Origin of the sequence: Streptomyces sp. WAC 06738 (assembly GCF_003945505.1) — a bacterium.
Lineage (GTDB): Bacteria > Actinomycetota > Actinomycetes > Streptomycetales > Streptomycetaceae > Streptomyces.
Window position 1 is genome coordinate 5,316,944 of record NZ_CP029618.1, and the last position, 16,330, is coordinate 5,333,273.

The following is a 16,330-nucleotide window of genomic DNA, read 5'->3' on the forward strand; positions in this document are numbered from 1 at the left end:
CAACTGCCCCCGCGGACCCCCGGGGAGCACCGCCATCCCGGGTGGCCACTCGGCGCATAAGCGCGCGCACAGCGGGTAGAGCACGTGCATCGTCTCCTCCGTACGGCTGCAGGTGCGAACGGTCGTACGCCCTACGAGACAGCTTTGTCCCTGATCCGCCATCGCCGTCGTCAGGAGTGGACCGTGCTGCAGTCCCACCAGCAGTCCCTGCAGGAAGCCCGGGTGCCGATCCAGCGCTCCGGACGGCGGGAAGAGGGGGATCCCTGGCACTCGGAGGCGGTGTGCCGGCGGGACGAGGCCGCGCTGTTCTTTGCTCCGTCGAAGGAGCCCACCGCCGACCGGCTGTCGCGCGAGGCCGCCGCGAAGCGGGTCTGCGCGCGCTGTCCCGTGATGGTCGAGTGCCGTGAGCACGCGCTGCTGCTGCCCGAGCCGTACGGCGTGTGGGGTGGCCTCACGGCGGCGGAGCGACGGGTCGTACAGGCGCGGCGCAGGCGGCGGGAGACGGCGGAGAAGCTGACCGCACCGCGCGGGATAGCGCAGGCGGGCTGAGCGGCCCAGGGGTCAGGACAAACGGTTCTGCCGGGCGGGTGCCGGCCGTACGCGCCCGCCGCCCGCCGCCCGCCCGCGCCTGCTACTGGGCCCGGTCGAAGTCGACCGAGCTGTACGCGCGCAGCTTCGACAGCCGGTGCTCCGACTCGATCTGCCGGATCGTGCCGCTCTTCGACCGCATCACCAGTGACTGCGTGAACGCCCGGTCCGCGCGGTAGCGCACGCCGCGCAGCAGCTCGCCGTCCGTGATCCCGGTGGCCACGAAGAACACGTTCTCGCCGCTCACCAGGTCGTCGATGAGGAGCGTACGGTCCAGGTCGTGCCCGGCGTCGAGCGCCCGCTGCCGCTCCGCGTCGTCCCGCGGCCACAGCCGGCCCTGGAACGTGCCGCCGAGGCACTTCATCGCGCAGGCCGCGATGACGGCCTCCGGCGTGCCGCCGACGCCCAGCAGCAGATCGACGCCGGTGCCGTCGCGGGCGGTCATGATGGCGCCGGCGACGTCGCCGTCGGAGATGAACTTGATCCGCGCCCCGGCCTCGCGGACCTCCTGCACCAGCCCGTCGTGGCGCGGCCGGTCCAGCACGCAGACGGTGACGTCCCCGGTGGTGCCGCCCTTGGCCTTGGCGACGCGGCGGATGTTGACGGCGACGGGAGCGTTGATGTCGACGTACTCGGCGGCCTCGGGGCCGGTGGCGAGCTTGTCCATGTAGAAGACCGCGGACGGGTCGAACATGCCGCCCCGCTCGGCGACGGCCAGCACGGAGACGGCGTTGCCCATGCCCTTGGCGGTGAGCGTGGTGCCGTCGACAGGGTCGACGGCCACGTCGCACTCGGGCCCTGTCCCGTCGCCGACGCGCTCGCCGTTGAAGAGCATCGGGGCGTGGTCCTTCTCACCCTCGCCGATCACGACGACGCCGTTCATCGAGACGGTGCTGACCAGGGTGCGCATGGCGCGTACGGCCGCGCCGTCGGCGCCGTTCTTGTCGCCGCGGCCGACCCAGCGGCCGGAGGCCATCGCGCCGGCCTCGGTGACCCGGACGAGCTCCAGGGCGAGGTTGCGGTCGGGGGCCTCGGGGGCCACCTCCAGTTGCTCGGGGAGGTGGTGGGGCGTCTCATGGGACTGCGACATCCGTGAGGACCTTTCGGCTCGGTCGGACGGCGGGAGGGGCGTGAGGGGGAACTCTGAGCCTATCCGTTTATCGCCATTATGAGCACACTGCCCCTCGGATGAGCGGTTCGGCTCCGCCGCGGTCCGCCGCCCGCCCGCACCCCGGGGAAGGGACCGCTCCGCAGATGAGGGACGATGGAGGGGTGGCAGACAGGAACAGTATGCGGACGGTGCGCAATCTGGTGGGCGCGCTGACGGTCACCTGCGGGGTGTCGTTGGTCGTCTACTGGGGCGTCCTCCCGCGCGAGGGCGACGGCAACGAGATGGAGGCCGTCTCCTACAGCCAGGAGCTGGGCCAGGCCCGCCGCGCCGCGCCGTTCCCGGTCGTCGCGCCGGTGGGGCTGCCGGACGACTGGCGGGCCAACTCGGTGACGTACCGCGGGACCGGCGACCACGGCACGACGTGGCACCTGGGCTTCGTCACGCCCGACGACGAGTACGTGGCGGTGGAGCAGGGGAGCGAGAAGCCCGACCGCTTCATCCGCAAGGTCACCCACGACGCGCGGCCGACGGGCGAGACCCGGCAGGTGGCGGGCGAGGAGTGGGCGCAGTACCGGGGCAGGACGTACGACGCGCTGGTGCACAAGGGCGACGGGGTGACGACCGTGGTCACGGGCACGGGGAGCGTGCAGCAGATGGAGCGGATGGCGGCGGCGCTGAAGGAGAAGTGAGCCGACTCCGGACCCGCGGAGCACCGTAGACACCTGCCGTGCGGAAGGGGAGCCCCCCCGGGGACCGTACGGCGTACGGAGGGGGCGCGGGCGGGCCGGCTCGGGATCGAGTGCGGGGCCGGGACGCCTCAGCCCGTACGGTCGGCGGCGGCCTGCTCTTCTCCGGCCCCTTCGTCCCCTGCTTCCGCGTCCCCCTCGGCCTCGTCCTCGGCCTCGTCCTCCGACTCCGCGAGCGCCGCGTCGAGCCGCTCGCGGGCACCGTCCAGCCACTGCCGGCAGATCTGCGCCAGCTCCTCCCCGCGCTCCCACAGCGCCAGGGACTCCTCCAGGGTCGAACCGCCGGACTCCAGCCGGCGCACGACCTCCATCAGCTCGTCCCGCGCCTGCTCGTAGCCGAGAGTCCCCCGGTCCTTCGTCTCTGCCATGGCCCCCACCTTAGGACCCGCCTACGACACCGGGCCGACGGTGACACCGAACTCCCCGTCGGCGACCCGGGCGCGCAACTCCTCGCCCGCGCTCACCTCGTCCGCCGCGCGCACCGCCGCGCCGTCCTGCCGCTGGAGCACCGCATAGCCGCGCTTCAGTGTGGAGGCGGGGGAGAGGGCGACGACCCGCGCGCGGGTGTGCTCCAACTCGGAGTCGGCGCGGTCCAGCAGATGCGCCAGCGTGCGCCGGCCGCGCGCGAGCACCGCGTCCACGACCTCCGCGCGCTCGTCCACGATCGCGTACGGCTCGGCCATCGCGGGCCGGCTCAGCCACGCCGCCAGCCCGCGCTCCTCGCGGTCCAGCACCCCCGTCAGCACACGCAGCGCGCGCAGCCGGAGCTGCTCTATCCGCACGCGCTCCTCGCCCACGTCCGGCACGGCGTCCTTCGCGGCGTGCGTGGGCGTACGGGAGCGGAGATCCGCCACGTAGTCCAGCAGGGGGTTGTCCGGCTCGTGGCCGATGGCCGAGACCACCGGCGTACGGCACGCGGCCACGGCCCGTACGAGCTGCTCGTCCGAGAACGGCAGCAGGTCCTCCACGCTGCCGCCGCCCCGCGCGACGATGATGACGTCCACCTCCGGCAGACCGTCCAGCTCCTGCACCGCCTTGACGATCTGGGGCACCGCGTGGACCCCCTGCACCGCCACCGGCCGCACCTCGAACCGCACCGCCGGCCACCGGTGCCGCGCCGTCTCCAGCACGTCCCGCTCCGCCGCCGACGCCCGTCCCGTCACCAGCCCGATGCGGCGCGGCAGGAACGGCAGCGGCTTCTTGCGCTCCGGCGCGAAGAGCCCCTCGGCGGCCAGCGCCTTCTTCAACCGCTCCAGCCGCACGAGCAGTTCGCCGACGCCCACCGGGCGGATCTCGGCGGCGCGCAGCGAGAGCTGGCCGCTCGGCGCGTACCAGACCGGCCTGGCGAAGACGACGACCCGCGCGCCTTCCTGTATGACGTCGGCCACTTTGTCGAACACGTCGCGGAAGCACGTCACCGTCAGGGAGACCTCCTGCGCCGGGTCGCGCAGCGTCATGAAGACCACGCCCGCACCCGGCCGCCGCGACAACTGGGTGATCTGCCCCTCCACCCACAGCGAGCCGAGCCGGTCGATCCAGCCGCCGATCTTCCGCGAGACGACCCCGACGGGCATGGGCGTCTCGGCCGTGTTCACCGCCATGCGCCCGAGCCTAACGGCGGGGTACGACAGCCGGGCGGCTCCGGCGGAGAGGGTCGCAGGTCGTGCACCCTCGAATCGGGGCGGCTGTGTTCCGTACGATGGCCGTATGACTGCTTCGAGCACGCCGCAGCCCGCCCGCCGCGTCCTTCTCGCCGCACCCCGGGGCTACTGCGCCGGGGTGGACCGGGCGGTGATCGCGGTCGAGCAGGCCCTTGAACAGTACGGCGCTCCGGTGTACGTACGGCACGAGATCGTGCACAACAAGTACGTCGTCAAGACGCTGGAGCGCAAGGGCGCGATCTTCGTCGAGGAGACGGCCGAGGTGCCGCCGGGCAACATCGTGATCTTCTCCGCGCATGGCGTCGCCCCCACCGTCCACGACGAGGCGAAGGAAGGCCGGCTCGCCACGATCGACGCCACCTGCCCGCTCGTCACCAAGGTGCACAAGGAGGCCGTCCGGTTCGCCAAGGACGACTTCGACATCCTGCTCATCGGCCACGAGGGCCACGAGGAGGTCATCGGCACGTCCGGCGAGGCGCCGGAGCACATCCAGCTCGTCGACGGGCCCGAGGGTGCCGACCAGATCGAGGTGCGCGACCCCGACAAGGTCGTCTGGCTGTCGCAGACCACGCTGTCGGTGGACGAGACGATGGAGACGGTCGACCGGCTCAAGGGCCGCTTCCCGAACCTGCTGGACCCGCCGAGCGACGACATCTGCTACGCCACGCAGAACCGCCAGGTCGCGGTGAAGCAGGTGGGTGCGGAGTCGGACCTCGTCATCGTCGTCGGCTCGCAGAACTCGTCGAACTCGCTGCGGCTGGTCGAGGTCGCCGTCGACGCCGGCGCCAAGGCGTCGTATCTGGTCGACGGGGCCGAGGAGATCGACGAGGCGTGGCTCGACGGCGTGGCGACCGTGGGCGTGACGTCGGGTGCGTCGGTGCCGGAGGTCCTGGTCGACGGCGTGCTGGAGTGGCTCGCCGAGCGGGGCTACGTGGACGTGGACCTCGTCCAGCCGGTGGACGAGCGGATCACCTTCTCCCTGCCGAAGGAGCTCCGCCGCGACCTGCGCGCCGAGGCGGCTGCGCTGGGCGGCGGCGCGGCGGACTGACGGGCGCGGCCTGGTCCGGGGCCCGCCGCTGAGGCTTCGCCCGCCGGCGCGCCCCCGAGGACGGCCGGACCTGCGGCTCCCCGCCGCCGCCGGGGCTGCGCCGGACGGCGAGCATGGCGAAGTGCCGCAGCAGCGCGACGACGGCGGCGAGCAGCGTGCCCCCGTAGAGCCACGGCGCCTCCAGGGCCAGGGTCGTACCGGCCGCCATCACGTGCGCGGAGATCCCGCCCGAGCCCTCGCCGACGGCCAGCGTCCCGGCGGCGAAGGCGATCGGCATCGCGATCGGGGCGGCGATGACGTCCGCGGGCCGGATCCACAGCGCGCAGGACACGGACAGCACCAGGAACACCACCCCGAAGAACACCGGCGCGGTCCCCATCACCACCTGCACGAACGCCCCCGTGCCCAGCATCACCGACGCCGCCAGCAACCCCCGCCGGCCGCCGTCAGCCGCGGCCCCGCGGGCCGCAGCAGCGTCCGCAGCACGGGCGGCACGGGCCGCCGCGCCGCGGCCCGGTACACGACGGCGCTCTCCTCCGGCCCGGGACCCCCGGCGGGGTCGGGCTCGCGGGCCGGTCGCGGGACGTGAGCCTGCCGTCGCTCTCCGTCAGGATCCGTATTCGTACGGTGATGCTGCATCGCTCCACGTTAGGCCCCGCGGCAGGTGAAACCCGGGGAGGGGCACAGAATGCGCTCATTCGGAGTGCCGGAGTCCCACAGGACGCACACACGGGGCCCGCGACACCACCCGTAGAATCACACCGGGCCCTGCCGCGCCCCCGTCCCCGTACCTCGTAGGAAGTCGTTCACGTGTCGCTCACGATCGGAATCGTCGGCCTGCCGAATGTCGGCAAGTCGACCCTCTTCAACGCCCTGACCAAGAACGAGGTGCTGGCGGCCAACTACCCGTTCGCCACCATCGAGCCCAACGTCGGCGTCGTCGGCGTCCCCGACCCCCGCCTCACCACCCTGGCGGGCATCTTCGACTCCCAGCGCATCCTCCCGGCGACGGTCGACTTCGTCGACATCGCCGGCATCGTGCGCGGCGCGAGCGAGGGCGAGGGCCTGGGCAACAAGTTCCTGGCGAACATCCGCGAGTCCGACGCGATCTGCCAGGTCATCCGCGCCTTCCGGGACGAGAACGTGGTCCACGTCGACGGCAAGGTCTCGCCGAAGAACGACATCGAGACCATCAACACCGAGCTGATCCTCGCCGACCTCCAGACCATCGAGAAGGTCCTCCCGCGGCTCCAGAAGGAATCCCGCATCAAGAAGGACCTGGCCCCCAAGCTCACCGCCATCGAGGAGGCCAAGACCATCCTCGACACGGGCCAGACCCTCTTCGCCGCGGGCATCGCCCAGGGCACGGAGCGCGCCGAACTCCTCCACGACCTGCACCTGCTGACGGCGAAGCCGTTCCTCTACGTCTTCAACGTCGACGAGGACGAACTGACCGACGACGCCTTCAAGGACGAACAGCGCGCCCTGGTCGCCCCGGCCGAGGCCATCTTCCTCAACGCCAAGCTCGAATCCGAACTCGCCGAACTCGACGAGTCCGACGCCCTGGAACTCCTCCAGTCCGTAGGCCAGGAAGAACCGGGCCTGGTCACCCTGGCCCGCGTCGGCTTCACCACCCTGGGCCTCCAGACCTACCTCACCGCAGGCCCGAAGGAGGCCCGCGCCTGGACCATCAAGAAGGGCGCCACGGCCCCGGAGGCGGCGGGCGTGATCCACACGGACTTCCAGAAGGGCTTCATCAAGGCGGAGGTCATCTCCTTCGACGACCTGGTCACGACAGGCTCGGTCCCGGAGGCCCGCGCGGCGGGCAAGGCCCGCATGGAGGGCAAGGACTACGTGATGCGCGACGGCGACGTAGTGGAATTCCGCTTCAATGTTTAGGCCCCGCGATACCGCGAACCCGGTGAATTAGCAAACCACCAGGTCAGACGAATGTGACCCGAATTCGGGTCACACCCGCTCGCGTACCGTGGCTGGATTTTGGCTGGATGGCCTGACGGCTCGTCACCTGTCGTCATCTGTCGTTCTCCGCACGCTGGCTGGATTTTGGCTGGAGAACGCCGAACAGCGGGCCGCGCGGACGGGATGTACGCCCGCGTCGGCCGAGCAACCGAGGGAACGCACCCCTGGGACCACGCGTGTGTGAATGGCACCGTCGCCACCCCCGTGGGCCGCCGGGCGGGCCGCTCGGCGGCCCGTTCCCCCTCGAATCCTCGGCAGGGCACGACACAGATGGGAACGGTCGTAGGCCCTGGTCACCGGGCGCACGGATCACCATCGAGTCCACCTTGCCCCTCTGAAGCCCCAGCGCTGACCGCGGGGAACTCAACTGCTCACCGGTCGGTCACGACATGGACTGATCCCGGCGTACAGACCGACTCGTCCGCCTTCACGGCCCTGAACTGGGTGTTTACCTGGATCAGGGCCGTTTTCCACGCCAAGATGCATTACGTCTCTACCTGCGGTTTCCCGGGAGTTCCCGCGCGTTTGTGTAATGGATGTGTAACGCGATCTTGGTGTCGAGGTTAGGGCGTCCCCTGCGGGCTGCCGGTGCCTCCAGCGCCCTCCTGCCGGGTGGTTTGGGTTTCGGCTCCCGCCTGCGAAGCCGATAAACCGGTCGACAGTGTTCCTCGTCGACTGTGGAGTCACCCATGAGGCTTGGTTCCGGTGCGGCAGCGGCGGTGCTGACCGCGGCGTTGGTATCGCCTGCGGTCCCGGCGCACGCCGCACCCCAAAGTGTGGAAGTGATCTTCGGAGAGGGCGCGAACGCGTGCCGGGGCGGAAGGGTCTGTCTCTACGAGAACTTCACCCTCAACGAGAGGGCGCCCGCCCGCATCCTCATGACCACCCAGAAGATCGACTGGCTGGGCGACTACGGCTTCAACGACGTGACCGGTTCCGTGTGCAACTTCGCCAACTACCCGGTCATTCTGTACAAGGACGCCACCTACCACGGGGAGTCGGTGGTCTTCGCCGTGGACGAGTGCAACGACGTCCCGATCAGTTTCAACGACGAGGCGGCCTCCCTCCAATTCTTAATCCGTTAGCCTCGATCGTTCATGAGTCCTCGTCAGCTTGCTGACGGGGAACTCTGCGTATGTGTGGTGCGGTTTTTCGGGGCTGGGGCAGGTCGAGGGGCCGGCTTTCGCGTCGGATGGGCGCCGGGTTCCACTTCACCGGTGTGGTGGTGCGGGTTGTCGGGACGGTCGATGTGGCTGGTCAGCCGGGGTTCGGCAGGGCGTGGAGCCTGACGATCGCGTGGTTGATGACGGCGGTCCAGGGCCATCGGGCGGGCAGGCGGAGCCAGCGGCGGCGGCCGGTGTTCACGAGCTGCGCGGCGGCGGAGAACAGCCGAATCCGGAGCTTTTTGGGTTCCCAGCGGCGGGCCTCGCCGGTCAGCGCGAGCATCGGCATCCAGGCGAGGAGGTCGAGCGCGAGGGAGACGATCTCCAGCCAGATCAGCTATCCGGCCGCTGGGCAACCCCAGCCGCACACCCTCACCGAGGTGACCGCCGAAGGCCCCACCGGCACCAGCAGGAACACCTACTCCTACGACCCGGCCGGCAACACCACCGCCCGCACCCTGGGCGGCGACAAGCAGACCCTGGCCTGGGACGCCGAAGGGCACCTGGCGAAAGTCACCGAACCGGATGGCAACGGCGGCGAGCAGGCCACCGAATACCTCTACGACGCGGACGGCAACCGTCTCATCGGCCGCACCCCCAGCGAGACCACCCTCTACCTCGGCCACACCGACATCACCCTGCCCAAGGGCGCGGACAAGCCCCAGGCCACCCGCTACCACGACCTCGGCGACGGCCACCAAGCCGTCGAAGAAGACGACGGCACCGTCTGGTTCACCCCCGCCGACCACCACGCCACCGGCCAGCTCGCCATCCAGGCGGACAGCCTCGACCTCCAGCGCCGCAGGGAAACCCCCTTCGGGACCCCACGCGGCGAAGAACCGGTCGACTGGCCCGGCACCAGGGGCTTCGTCGGCGGCACCAACGACACCTCCACGGGCCTGACCCACCTCGGCGCCCGCGAGTACGACCCGGACACCGGCCGGTTCATCTCCGTCGACCCGATCATGGACCTGACCGATCCCGCAGGCTCCTTCAACGGCTACACCTACGCCGGCAGCAGCCCCATCACCTTCAGCGACCCCTCCGGCCTGTCACGAGCGGACGCCTGCGGCGTGGGCTGCCCCATCGGCGGCACCGGCCCGGGCACCGGCCAGAAGACACGCACCATCAAGCAGGCCCCCTCTTACCCCGTCTATCCACCGGTCAGGAGCAGTTCCCGCGGAACCTCCGGCAGCAACTGGGGCGGTGGCTCGTCCAGCAGCGGCGGAGGCACCACCTGGCAAAGCGACTGGATCGGCGCGTTCAGCCCGGACTCCAACAACAAAGAAGACCTCCTTCGGTGGTGGAGCTACTACGGAAACAACGTCGACGGCAGTTCGTACTGGCTCTCGCAAGTCGGCGAGAACGGGGAGTCGTCGAACGTCTGCTGGGGCAGGGACGCATGCCAGGAGGCGTGGCGCTACCTGATGCAGGGCGGAGACATCGAAGGCGCCAAACGCATCGCCGCCACCTACTGCCTGGAAAACCCGAAGGGGTGCCAGGTCGGAGCAGGCGCATACGGCGCAATGCAGGAGTCGGCCGAAGCCTTCCCCTTCCTCCTGGCAGCCGGCGCAGGAGCCGCCATCTCCCAGGCGGCGAAGGGCAAACCAGTCCAGTTCTGCCACAGCTTCACACCCGGAACGAAAGTTCTCCCGGCAGACGGCACACACAAGGACATCGACGACGTCGAGATAGGCGACAAGGTAGTCGTCACCGACCCCGAAACCGGCGACCAGGAAGTCCGCGAAGTCGTCGCCACCATCACCACGGAGGACGACAAACACTTCGTCGACCTCACCATCACCACCCCGGACGGCACCACCACACTCACCGCGACCACCACCCACCCCTTCTGGTCAAAAGACGATGCCGCATGGGTCGACGCCGGCGACATCACCCCAGGCACCACCCTCCGCACCCCCGACAACACCACCGCCACAGTCCAGCAGACCCACCACTACACCAAGCGTCAACGCACCCACGACCTCACCATCAACGACATCCACACATACCATGTGCTCGCAGGTGAGACGCCCGTCCTCGTCCACAACTGCCTCATTAACGGAAGCGGTCCGGCCAAGGGTATTCTTGAGGTGAGCGATCGGGTAAAATCTGTCGGCGCGGTGAAGAGCTTTAGTCCGAAGGGTGAGAGGGATTTCATCTTCGACCCGACCACGGGGCGATTTGCAACGGGAGCACATCAAGGTGTAGGTGGCCATGATTTCCTAGGGAGCGCGGTTGGTGCCGATAAGTCAACGATGGTCGGCGGCCGCCTACGTCGGGGTCCTAATGGGGAGTTGCAGACCAATGAGTGGTCGGGGCACTATGGCATGAACTGGAATGACTCAGGCAGGAAGGCATTCCAAGACTTCATGGGTCGACACGGGATAACCGTGAATCACACCTCGAGCATGTATTGGTAGACAAAGTGACGTCCCCGAGGGAATGGTGGGTGCGATGACAGTACGTGATCTGCTGGTCGAACTCTCGGCCGTTCCAGATAGTTGTTGGATCGTTTCTTCCTACCCGGATCACGCCGGAGCCGTTGCGTGGCTGCCACTGGTGCAGATAAGCACGACGGGGATTTGGTTGGGGTTCGATCGGAAAGGGGTGTGGACGCTGGGAAGACTCGACGGTGAAGTCCAATCTTCGGCGGAGACCTTGCCCTCTTCTTGGGTGACGATATTGGATTCGGACGAGAAAACAGTCCGAGCGAAGTTGGACGATGCTGCCGCACGGTTCGGGCTGTCGCCCGAAAATGTTCAGAATCTGGTTCCCGTCGAGAATGTGCTAACGGTGGCAATCAGAAGCCGAAGCAGTCACTGGGCAGAACGAGCAGTCCACTGGATGTCGGGTAGGGGTGTCTCACAGGAACAATTGAAGCTGCTTCGAGAGTTGTCCAGCGCCAGATGGGCAAATCAACGGACTCGACATATTGCAAGACGTCTAGTGAAGACCTCTGAGCTGAGTGGTTAATCGAGAATCGACGCCGTCGCCGGGCTTGCCCCCACTCTGGTCGAAACCGTGGAGCCGCCGACGAGAAGCGTCGACCTGCTGGACAGGACTCTGATCTCCACCCTGGCGGTGCGCCGCTCTGGACACCGAGGCCAACAACTACCCGCCGTACCAGTCCAGACGCCGCGACCACGGCATGAACGCAGTGGCGGTAAGGAAGCGAGTGTCGAGCCCACACAGGTTCGGGAACGCGCCCTCGGTGCGGACCCCGACGTCAGCGATGCCGTCTGGGCTTGGTGCGGGATCTACTGCCGGTTCCGGATGACTGGATGTCGAGGCGGGTGGACGGAGGGCTACTGCCAAAAGCAGGAGATTGACCGGGCGCGCTACCTCGTCGACAACGGCATCAAGTAGTTGGCGAGACCGTCCGATTTCCCGCCCTGGCCGGGAGGCACGCCTTTTGAGCTGGTGGCGGGATTCGGTACTGGGTGGCTGCGCCGCACGACCGGCGGCGCGGTGTGTCCGCGCCGAGCGGACGGACGCGAGAACGAGCCGAGTGACGGCAGAACGCCCTATTGGGCGGACATATAGGTGGACTCTTGCCCATGGAGCCAGACTGAACAGGGCATGGTTTCCGGTGGCTGGATGCTGGCTGGATCCCGCTCGGCCCTGCGGTGTTGATGCAGGTCAAAACTGCACGCTCGGTGTTCCGCTTCAACGTCTAGGTCACGACGCAGTGCCGCTGCTCGGGCGAACTGGCGAACCATCAGGTCAGCCGGGGGCCGGGGGTCCTGGGGTGCCGATCGCGCCCCCGGTTGGCTTCGGGAGTTCGTTAGTCGGAGTCGCGTGCCTCCCGGAGTAGTTCCCAGCCGGCCTCGGCGGCTTCTGCGGCCACGGCGCGCGGGTCGCCCTCGCCGGCCAGGACCTTGTACTCGGTGTGTCCGAGGAGTTGCCACGCCGCGCGCATCTCCGGCCACGACGGCATCACTTGGCCGTCGTCACATTGGCCGATGTACGGACGCAGGATCGCGTCCCGGGCGGCGACGGTGCCCATCGCCTCCTCCTGTACGGGTACCAGCTGCTGAAGCTTGTTGAGGTCTTCGCCCGCGTCCGGCCGGGACAGGTAGGAGGTCACCAGGTCGCGTGCCGCGGGAACGTTCGGTGCGTTCCGGTAGATGTAGAAGCCGTACACCGAGACCATCGACACGGCTTGCCTGTCGCCCAGCGGAGGTACCGCGGCGACGCTCACGTCCATGCGCCGGTCCTTGATCGAGGCGAGGGCACGTGACGAGCAGACCAGGAACGGGGCGCGGCCCTCCAGGAAGAGCGGTAAGGCTTCCGCGCGGCCGATGTCCGGGTTCAGCGCGCCGCTCCCGCCCGGGCCGGTGCCGAGCTCGCTCAGCCGGACGAACGCGTTCACGAAGTTCTCGCGCCACGCCGAGATGTCCTCGAACCTGCCGGCGCCGCCCGCTTCGGAGGGAGTCCTGCGCAGGCCGAAGAACGTCCCGCCGCTGCTGGAGAACAGTGGCCACATGTGGTACGGGTCGCCGGCATTCCCCGCTGCATCAGGGGAGCCGACCTGGAGCGCGACTCCGGCGCCGTCCTCGATCCCTTTCGCTGCGACGGCTGCGTTACCGGCGCGGATGGTCTCGTCGAACGTCGTCGGCATCGGACCGTTGCCCGCAAGCGCGTTGTTGCGGATCAGGGCCACGCTGTCGAAGACGTACGGTATCGCGTAGAGCTGTTCCTGGCTGGTGAGCGCTTCCACGGCGACAGGGGAGATCCGGGCCAGCCCCGCGGGGCTGAACGGCGGCTCGAGTACCGAGCCTTCCCTTACGACGCGCCCGATCCAGTCGTGCGGCCCGGCCACCACGTCCGGAACGTGGTAGCCGCGTGGTGGGCGACCGGTCGCGACGAGTCGTGTGAACGCTTCCTCCAGCGCCTCGGTGCGTTCGAACGACTCCACCCTGACGGAGACCGCGTACGTCCTGCGGAAGGGACTGGAACACCCGAAGTACTTCGCCAGCGTGCGCGCCCGGGTCCGCTCCGCCCAGACCACCAGCGACCGCACCCGGTCGAGCCCCTCTTCGTTCCGGGACCAGTAGCCTTTGCCGTCCCGGAAGGTGATCTGTACGTCGTGCGGTGTGCCGTGATGCCTGGTCGAGGCATCCGCGGAAGCCGGCCTGGACTTCACCGACCGGTGGACGTCGTCGCTCGGCCACAGATGCTCGTCGCCCGCCTTGAGGACGGCGATGTCTTTGCGGGCCGTACGCAGGTGCGAGCCGCAGGTGACGGTGACGACCAACTTCTGGAACGTGGCCGTGGATTCGTTGAGGACGAGGGCACCTGTCGAGTCGGGGCCCGCATCGACCTGCCAGCCGATCTTGAGGCTTTTCGCCCGCACCGTCCGTTGGTTGGAACGGATGACTCGTGTGAGAGCGACGACTCCTGTGATCGCGGTACAGACGGCGACGACGGTGGAGGCAACGACTTCGATGTCGCTCAGGAACGGCAACACCGCCGCGTAGTCAAGTGACCGCATTGCCGCACCATACCCAGGCACCTGCGTCTTCGCGAGAAGTTCGAGGCCGGAAGCCGTCCGCACGGCCGGTGAAGCGCGGGCCGGGCTGCGCGGGCTCACCCGGCTTTCGTTCAGGCGGCGTTGCGGGGTGCCCGGCGGGTGGGGGTGTGTTCCGGGTCGGAGCCGGTGACGAAGGCGTCGCGGGGGTGCTGGACGGATTGCAGGGAGACGATGTCCCGGCCGAAGAGTGCGGCGGTGAGCCAGACGGCCAGGACGCGGATCTTGCGTTCCCACGTCGGTACGGCCAGAACGTGGTAGCCGCGGTGCATCAGCCAGGCGGGAAATCCCTTGATCACGATGCGCTTGTACTGGAAGATGCCGCGTCCCATGCCCAGGGTCGCGACCGCTCCGAGGCTGCCGTGGCGGTAGGGGCGGGCGCTGCGTCCGCGCAGGCCGGCCACGATGTTCTTGGCCAGCCGCTTGCCCTGCCGCACGGCGTGCTGGGCGTTGGGCATCGTCAGCGCTCCGGGCGCGTGCGAGGCCAGGTCGGGGATGGCCGCATCGTCCCCGGCCGCCCACACGTCCGCGAGAGGTTCGCTGTCGGTGCCCACGCGCAGGTCGGCGCGGGTGAGGAGCAGGCCGCGGGCGTCGACCGGCAGATCGGTGTGGTTGTGCACGACCGGATTGGAGGCGTTGCCGGCGGTCCAGACGATCAGGGCCGAGTCGAACTCCTCTCCGTCGGAGAGCACGAGGTGTCCGTCCTTCGCGGACTCGACCTGGGTGTTCAGGTGGACGCGCGCACCGCGCTTCTCCAGGGAACGCACCACCCAGGCGCCCGGCTTGTCCGTCACCTCGGGCAGGATGCGACCGCGGGCCTCGACGAGGTGGAAGGACAGCTCGTCGGCGCTCAGCTCGGGGTAGGACCTGAGCGTGGCCTTGGCCAGTGACAGCAGTTCGCCGAAGCCCTCGACACCGGAGAACCCGCCGCCGACGAAGGTGAAGGTGAGCAGGGCCCGCCGCTGAGGGCCCGGAGGCAGGGAGGCCGCCCGGTCGAACGCGGTCAGCAGCCGGTCCCGGATGGCGACGGCCTCTTCCACGTGCTTCAGGCCGATCGCGTGCTCCGCGATGCCGGGGATGGGGAAGGTGCGGGTCACGGCGCCGGCGGTGACCACCAGGATGTCGTAGGAGAGCGGGTAGTCCTCGTCGTGCTCCGGCCGGACGGTGACCGTGTGGTCCGCGTGGTGGATCTCGGTCACGGTCCCCGCGATCACCCGGGTGCCGCGCAGATGCCGCCGCAGCGAGACGGCCGCGTGCCGTGCCTCGATCGACCCGGCCGTCACCTCGGGCAGGAACGGCTGGTAGGTCATGTACGGACGCGGGTCCACGATCGTGACGCGTGCCTCGCCCTTGCGCAGCTTCTTCTGCAGCCTCCAGGCCGTGTAGAAGCCTGCGTACCCGCCGCCGACGATCACGATCTCACGCATGATTCCACTCCCGTTCTCTCCCGTACTGCCGCTCATCAGGGAGACGAGACAGCCCGCCGGGGCGTGACAGCCGGCAGGCGGTTGACGAATCCAGCTCATCTGCTCCCTGCCGGGGCGTTCCCCGGCGGTCCCGCTTCCGTTCTCACCAGGGCGACGAGGTAGCCCTCCGGGCGTCACGGGTCAGATGCGGGACAGCTTCTCCGGGTTGACGACCCTGCGGTACGCGGTGATCAGACCGTCCGTGATCTGCAGCGTGTCCACGGAGTAGACCCCGCCCTCCTGGCGGAACACCAGGGCGAGTTCGCCCCCGGCCTCCACGAGGTCGACGCGGTCCGCACCTCGTTGGCGGCCCACGCGGACCAGTACCTCGGCGATGCGCTCACCGCCATGGATGAGCTTGCGTGCCGCGAGGGCCTTGCCGCCGCCGTCGGTGACGTAGACGGCGTCCGGATGCAGCAGCTTGACCAGGCCCTCCAGGTCCCCGGCCTCGTAGGCGGCGCGGAAGGTCTCCAGTACGCGGGCGCGTTCGGCCTTCGACGCCCGCGGCATGGACTCCTTCGCCTTGGCCACACGGCGCCGGGCCCGCGAGGCGAGCTGCCGCGCACCCGGTACGGACACGCCCAGGGCTTCGGCGATCCGGCCGAACTCGATGCCGAAGACGTCGTGCAGGACGAAGGCGACCCGCTCCGGCGGGGTCAGCTCCTCCATGATCAGGAGCATCGCCGTGCTGACGGACTCGTCGACGAGCACCGGCTCGGACGCGTCCGGCCCTGTCAGCAGCGGTTCGGGCAGCCATGGCCCGACGTACGTCTCCCGGCGGACACGGGCGCTCTTGAGGATGTCGTACGCCCGCCGTGCGGCCACCGTCACCAGCCAGGCCCGCAGATTGCCGATGCCCCGCAGATCCGCTTTGGCCGCCCGCAGCCACACGTCCTGGGTCACGTCCTCGGCATCGGCCACGCTGCCCAGCAGCCGGTAGGCGACGCCGAACACCGCGGGGCGGTGCTTCTCCCACCCGGCGTCGAGCGTGTCCTCCTGCTCGGAGCGCCCCGGCGCCTGCCCGTTGCCCATAC

The 16,330-nt window shown here is 69.2% G+C and carries 13 protein-coding genes and 1 pseudogene; 6 read left to right on the forward strand and 8 right to left on the reverse strand.

Features of this window, described 5'->3' with window-relative positions:
• The first annotated feature begins 183 nt into the window (after window positions 1-183).
• On the forward strand, window positions 184-549 hold the full coding sequence (locus tag DMB38_RS23620; RefSeq protein ID WP_125936844.1) for a WhiB family transcriptional regulator: 366 nt from the start codon (window positions 184-186) through the stop codon (window positions 547-549).
• 82 nt (window positions 550-631) lie between these two features.
• On the opposite strand, the gene glpX is transcribed toward DMB38_RS23620, so the two are convergent.
• The gene (gene glpX / locus DMB38_RS23625) at window positions 632-1,678 is read right to left on the reverse strand and encodes a class II fructose-bisphosphatase (RefSeq protein WP_125936845.1); all 1,047 of its coding nucleotides are present in this window, start codon (window positions 1,676-1,678) and stop codon (window positions 632-634) included.
• Between the two features lie 182 nt (window positions 1,679-1,860).
• On the opposite strand from glpX, the gene DMB38_RS23630 reads away from it, so the two are divergent.
• Complete coding sequence (locus DMB38_RS23630; protein ID WP_240662434.1) at window positions 1,861-2,388, forward strand: DUF4245 domain-containing protein; 528 nt, start codon at window positions 1,861-1,863, stop codon at window positions 2,386-2,388.
• Window positions 2,389-2,516: 128 nt separating this feature from the next.
• On the opposite strand, the gene DMB38_RS23635 is transcribed toward DMB38_RS23630, so the two are convergent.
• Window positions 2,517-2,813 (reverse strand): exodeoxyribonuclease VII small subunit, encoded by a 297-nt coding sequence (locus DMB38_RS23635; RefSeq protein ID WP_125936846.1) that lies wholly within the window; start codon window positions 2,811-2,813, stop codon window positions 2,517-2,519.
• A 21-nt stretch (window positions 2,814-2,834) separates the two neighbouring features.
• Window positions 2,835-4,046 carry an exodeoxyribonuclease VII large subunit gene (gene xseA / locus DMB38_RS23640; protein WP_125936847.1) on the reverse strand — a complete coding sequence of 404 codons (1,212 nt, stop codon included), beginning with the start codon at window positions 4,044-4,046 and terminating at the stop codon, window positions 2,835-2,837.
• A gap of 106 nt (window positions 4,047-4,152) precedes the next feature.
• Here xseA and DMB38_RS23645 point away from each other — a divergent pair, with 106 nt between their 5' ends.
• The gene (locus tag DMB38_RS23645) at window positions 4,153-5,154 is read left to right on the forward strand and encodes a 4-hydroxy-3-methylbut-2-enyl diphosphate reductase (RefSeq protein ID WP_125936848.1); all 1,002 of its coding nucleotides are present in this window, start codon (window positions 4,153-4,155) and stop codon (window positions 5,152-5,154) included.
• Here the strand turns inward: DMB38_RS23645 and DMB38_RS36235 are convergent.
• Window positions 5,075-5,566 (reverse strand): DUF6542 domain-containing protein, encoded by a 492-nt coding sequence (locus DMB38_RS36235; RefSeq protein ID WP_164715893.1) that lies wholly within the window; start codon window positions 5,564-5,566, stop codon window positions 5,075-5,077. The genes DMB38_RS23645 and DMB38_RS36235 overlap by 80 nt on opposite strands.
• A gap of 398 nt (window positions 5,567-5,964) precedes the next feature.
• Between DMB38_RS36235 and ychF the strand changes: the two genes are divergently transcribed.
• The gene (gene ychF / locus DMB38_RS23655; protein WP_125936849.1) at window positions 5,965-7,053 is read left to right on the forward strand and encodes a redox-regulated ATPase YchF; all 1,089 of its coding nucleotides are present in this window, start codon (window positions 5,965-5,967) and stop codon (window positions 7,051-7,053) included.
• An 863-nt stretch (window positions 7,054-7,916) separates the two neighbouring features.
• Entirely contained in the window at window positions 7,917-8,219 is a 303-nt protein-coding gene (locus DMB38_RS23660; protein ID WP_164716085.1) for a peptidase inhibitor family I36 protein, read from the forward strand.
• 172 nt (window positions 8,220-8,391) lie between these two features.
• Here DMB38_RS23660 and DMB38_RS23665 read toward each other — a convergent pair.
• Window positions 8,392-8,631 (reverse strand): annotated as a pseudogene (locus DMB38_RS23665) (transposase); the annotation flags it as partial.
• A gap of 46 nt (window positions 8,632-8,677) precedes the next feature.
• Between DMB38_RS23665 and DMB38_RS37080 the strand changes: the two are divergent.
• Window positions 8,678-10,720, forward strand: a complete 2,043-nt coding sequence (locus tag DMB38_RS37080; RefSeq protein WP_240662435.1) for a polymorphic toxin type 43 domain-containing protein — start codon at window positions 8,678-8,680, stop codon at window positions 10,718-10,720.
• Between the two features lie 1,364 nt (window positions 10,721-12,084).
• Here DMB38_RS37080 and DMB38_RS23680 read toward each other — a convergent pair.
• The 3 genes from DMB38_RS23680 to sigJ all read right to left on the reverse strand — a co-directional run bounded on the left by DMB38_RS23680 (window position 12,085) and on the right by sigJ (window position 16,328).
• Complete coding sequence (locus DMB38_RS23680; RefSeq protein ID WP_125936851.1) at window positions 12,085-13,893, reverse strand: extracellular solute-binding protein; 1,809 nt, start codon at window positions 13,891-13,893, stop codon at window positions 12,085-12,087.
• Window positions 13,894-13,904: 11 nt separating this feature from the next.
• Complete coding sequence (locus DMB38_RS23685) at window positions 13,905-15,257, reverse strand: NAD(P)/FAD-dependent oxidoreductase (RefSeq protein WP_125936852.1); 1,353 nt, start codon at window positions 15,255-15,257, stop codon at window positions 13,905-13,907.
• 180 nt (window positions 15,258-15,437) lie between these two features.
• Window positions 15,438-16,328 (reverse strand): RNA polymerase sigma factor SigJ, encoded by an 891-nt coding sequence (gene sigJ, locus DMB38_RS23690; protein WP_125936853.1) that lies wholly within the window; start codon window positions 16,326-16,328, stop codon window positions 15,438-15,440.
• Window positions 16,329-16,330 lie beyond the last annotated feature (2 nt).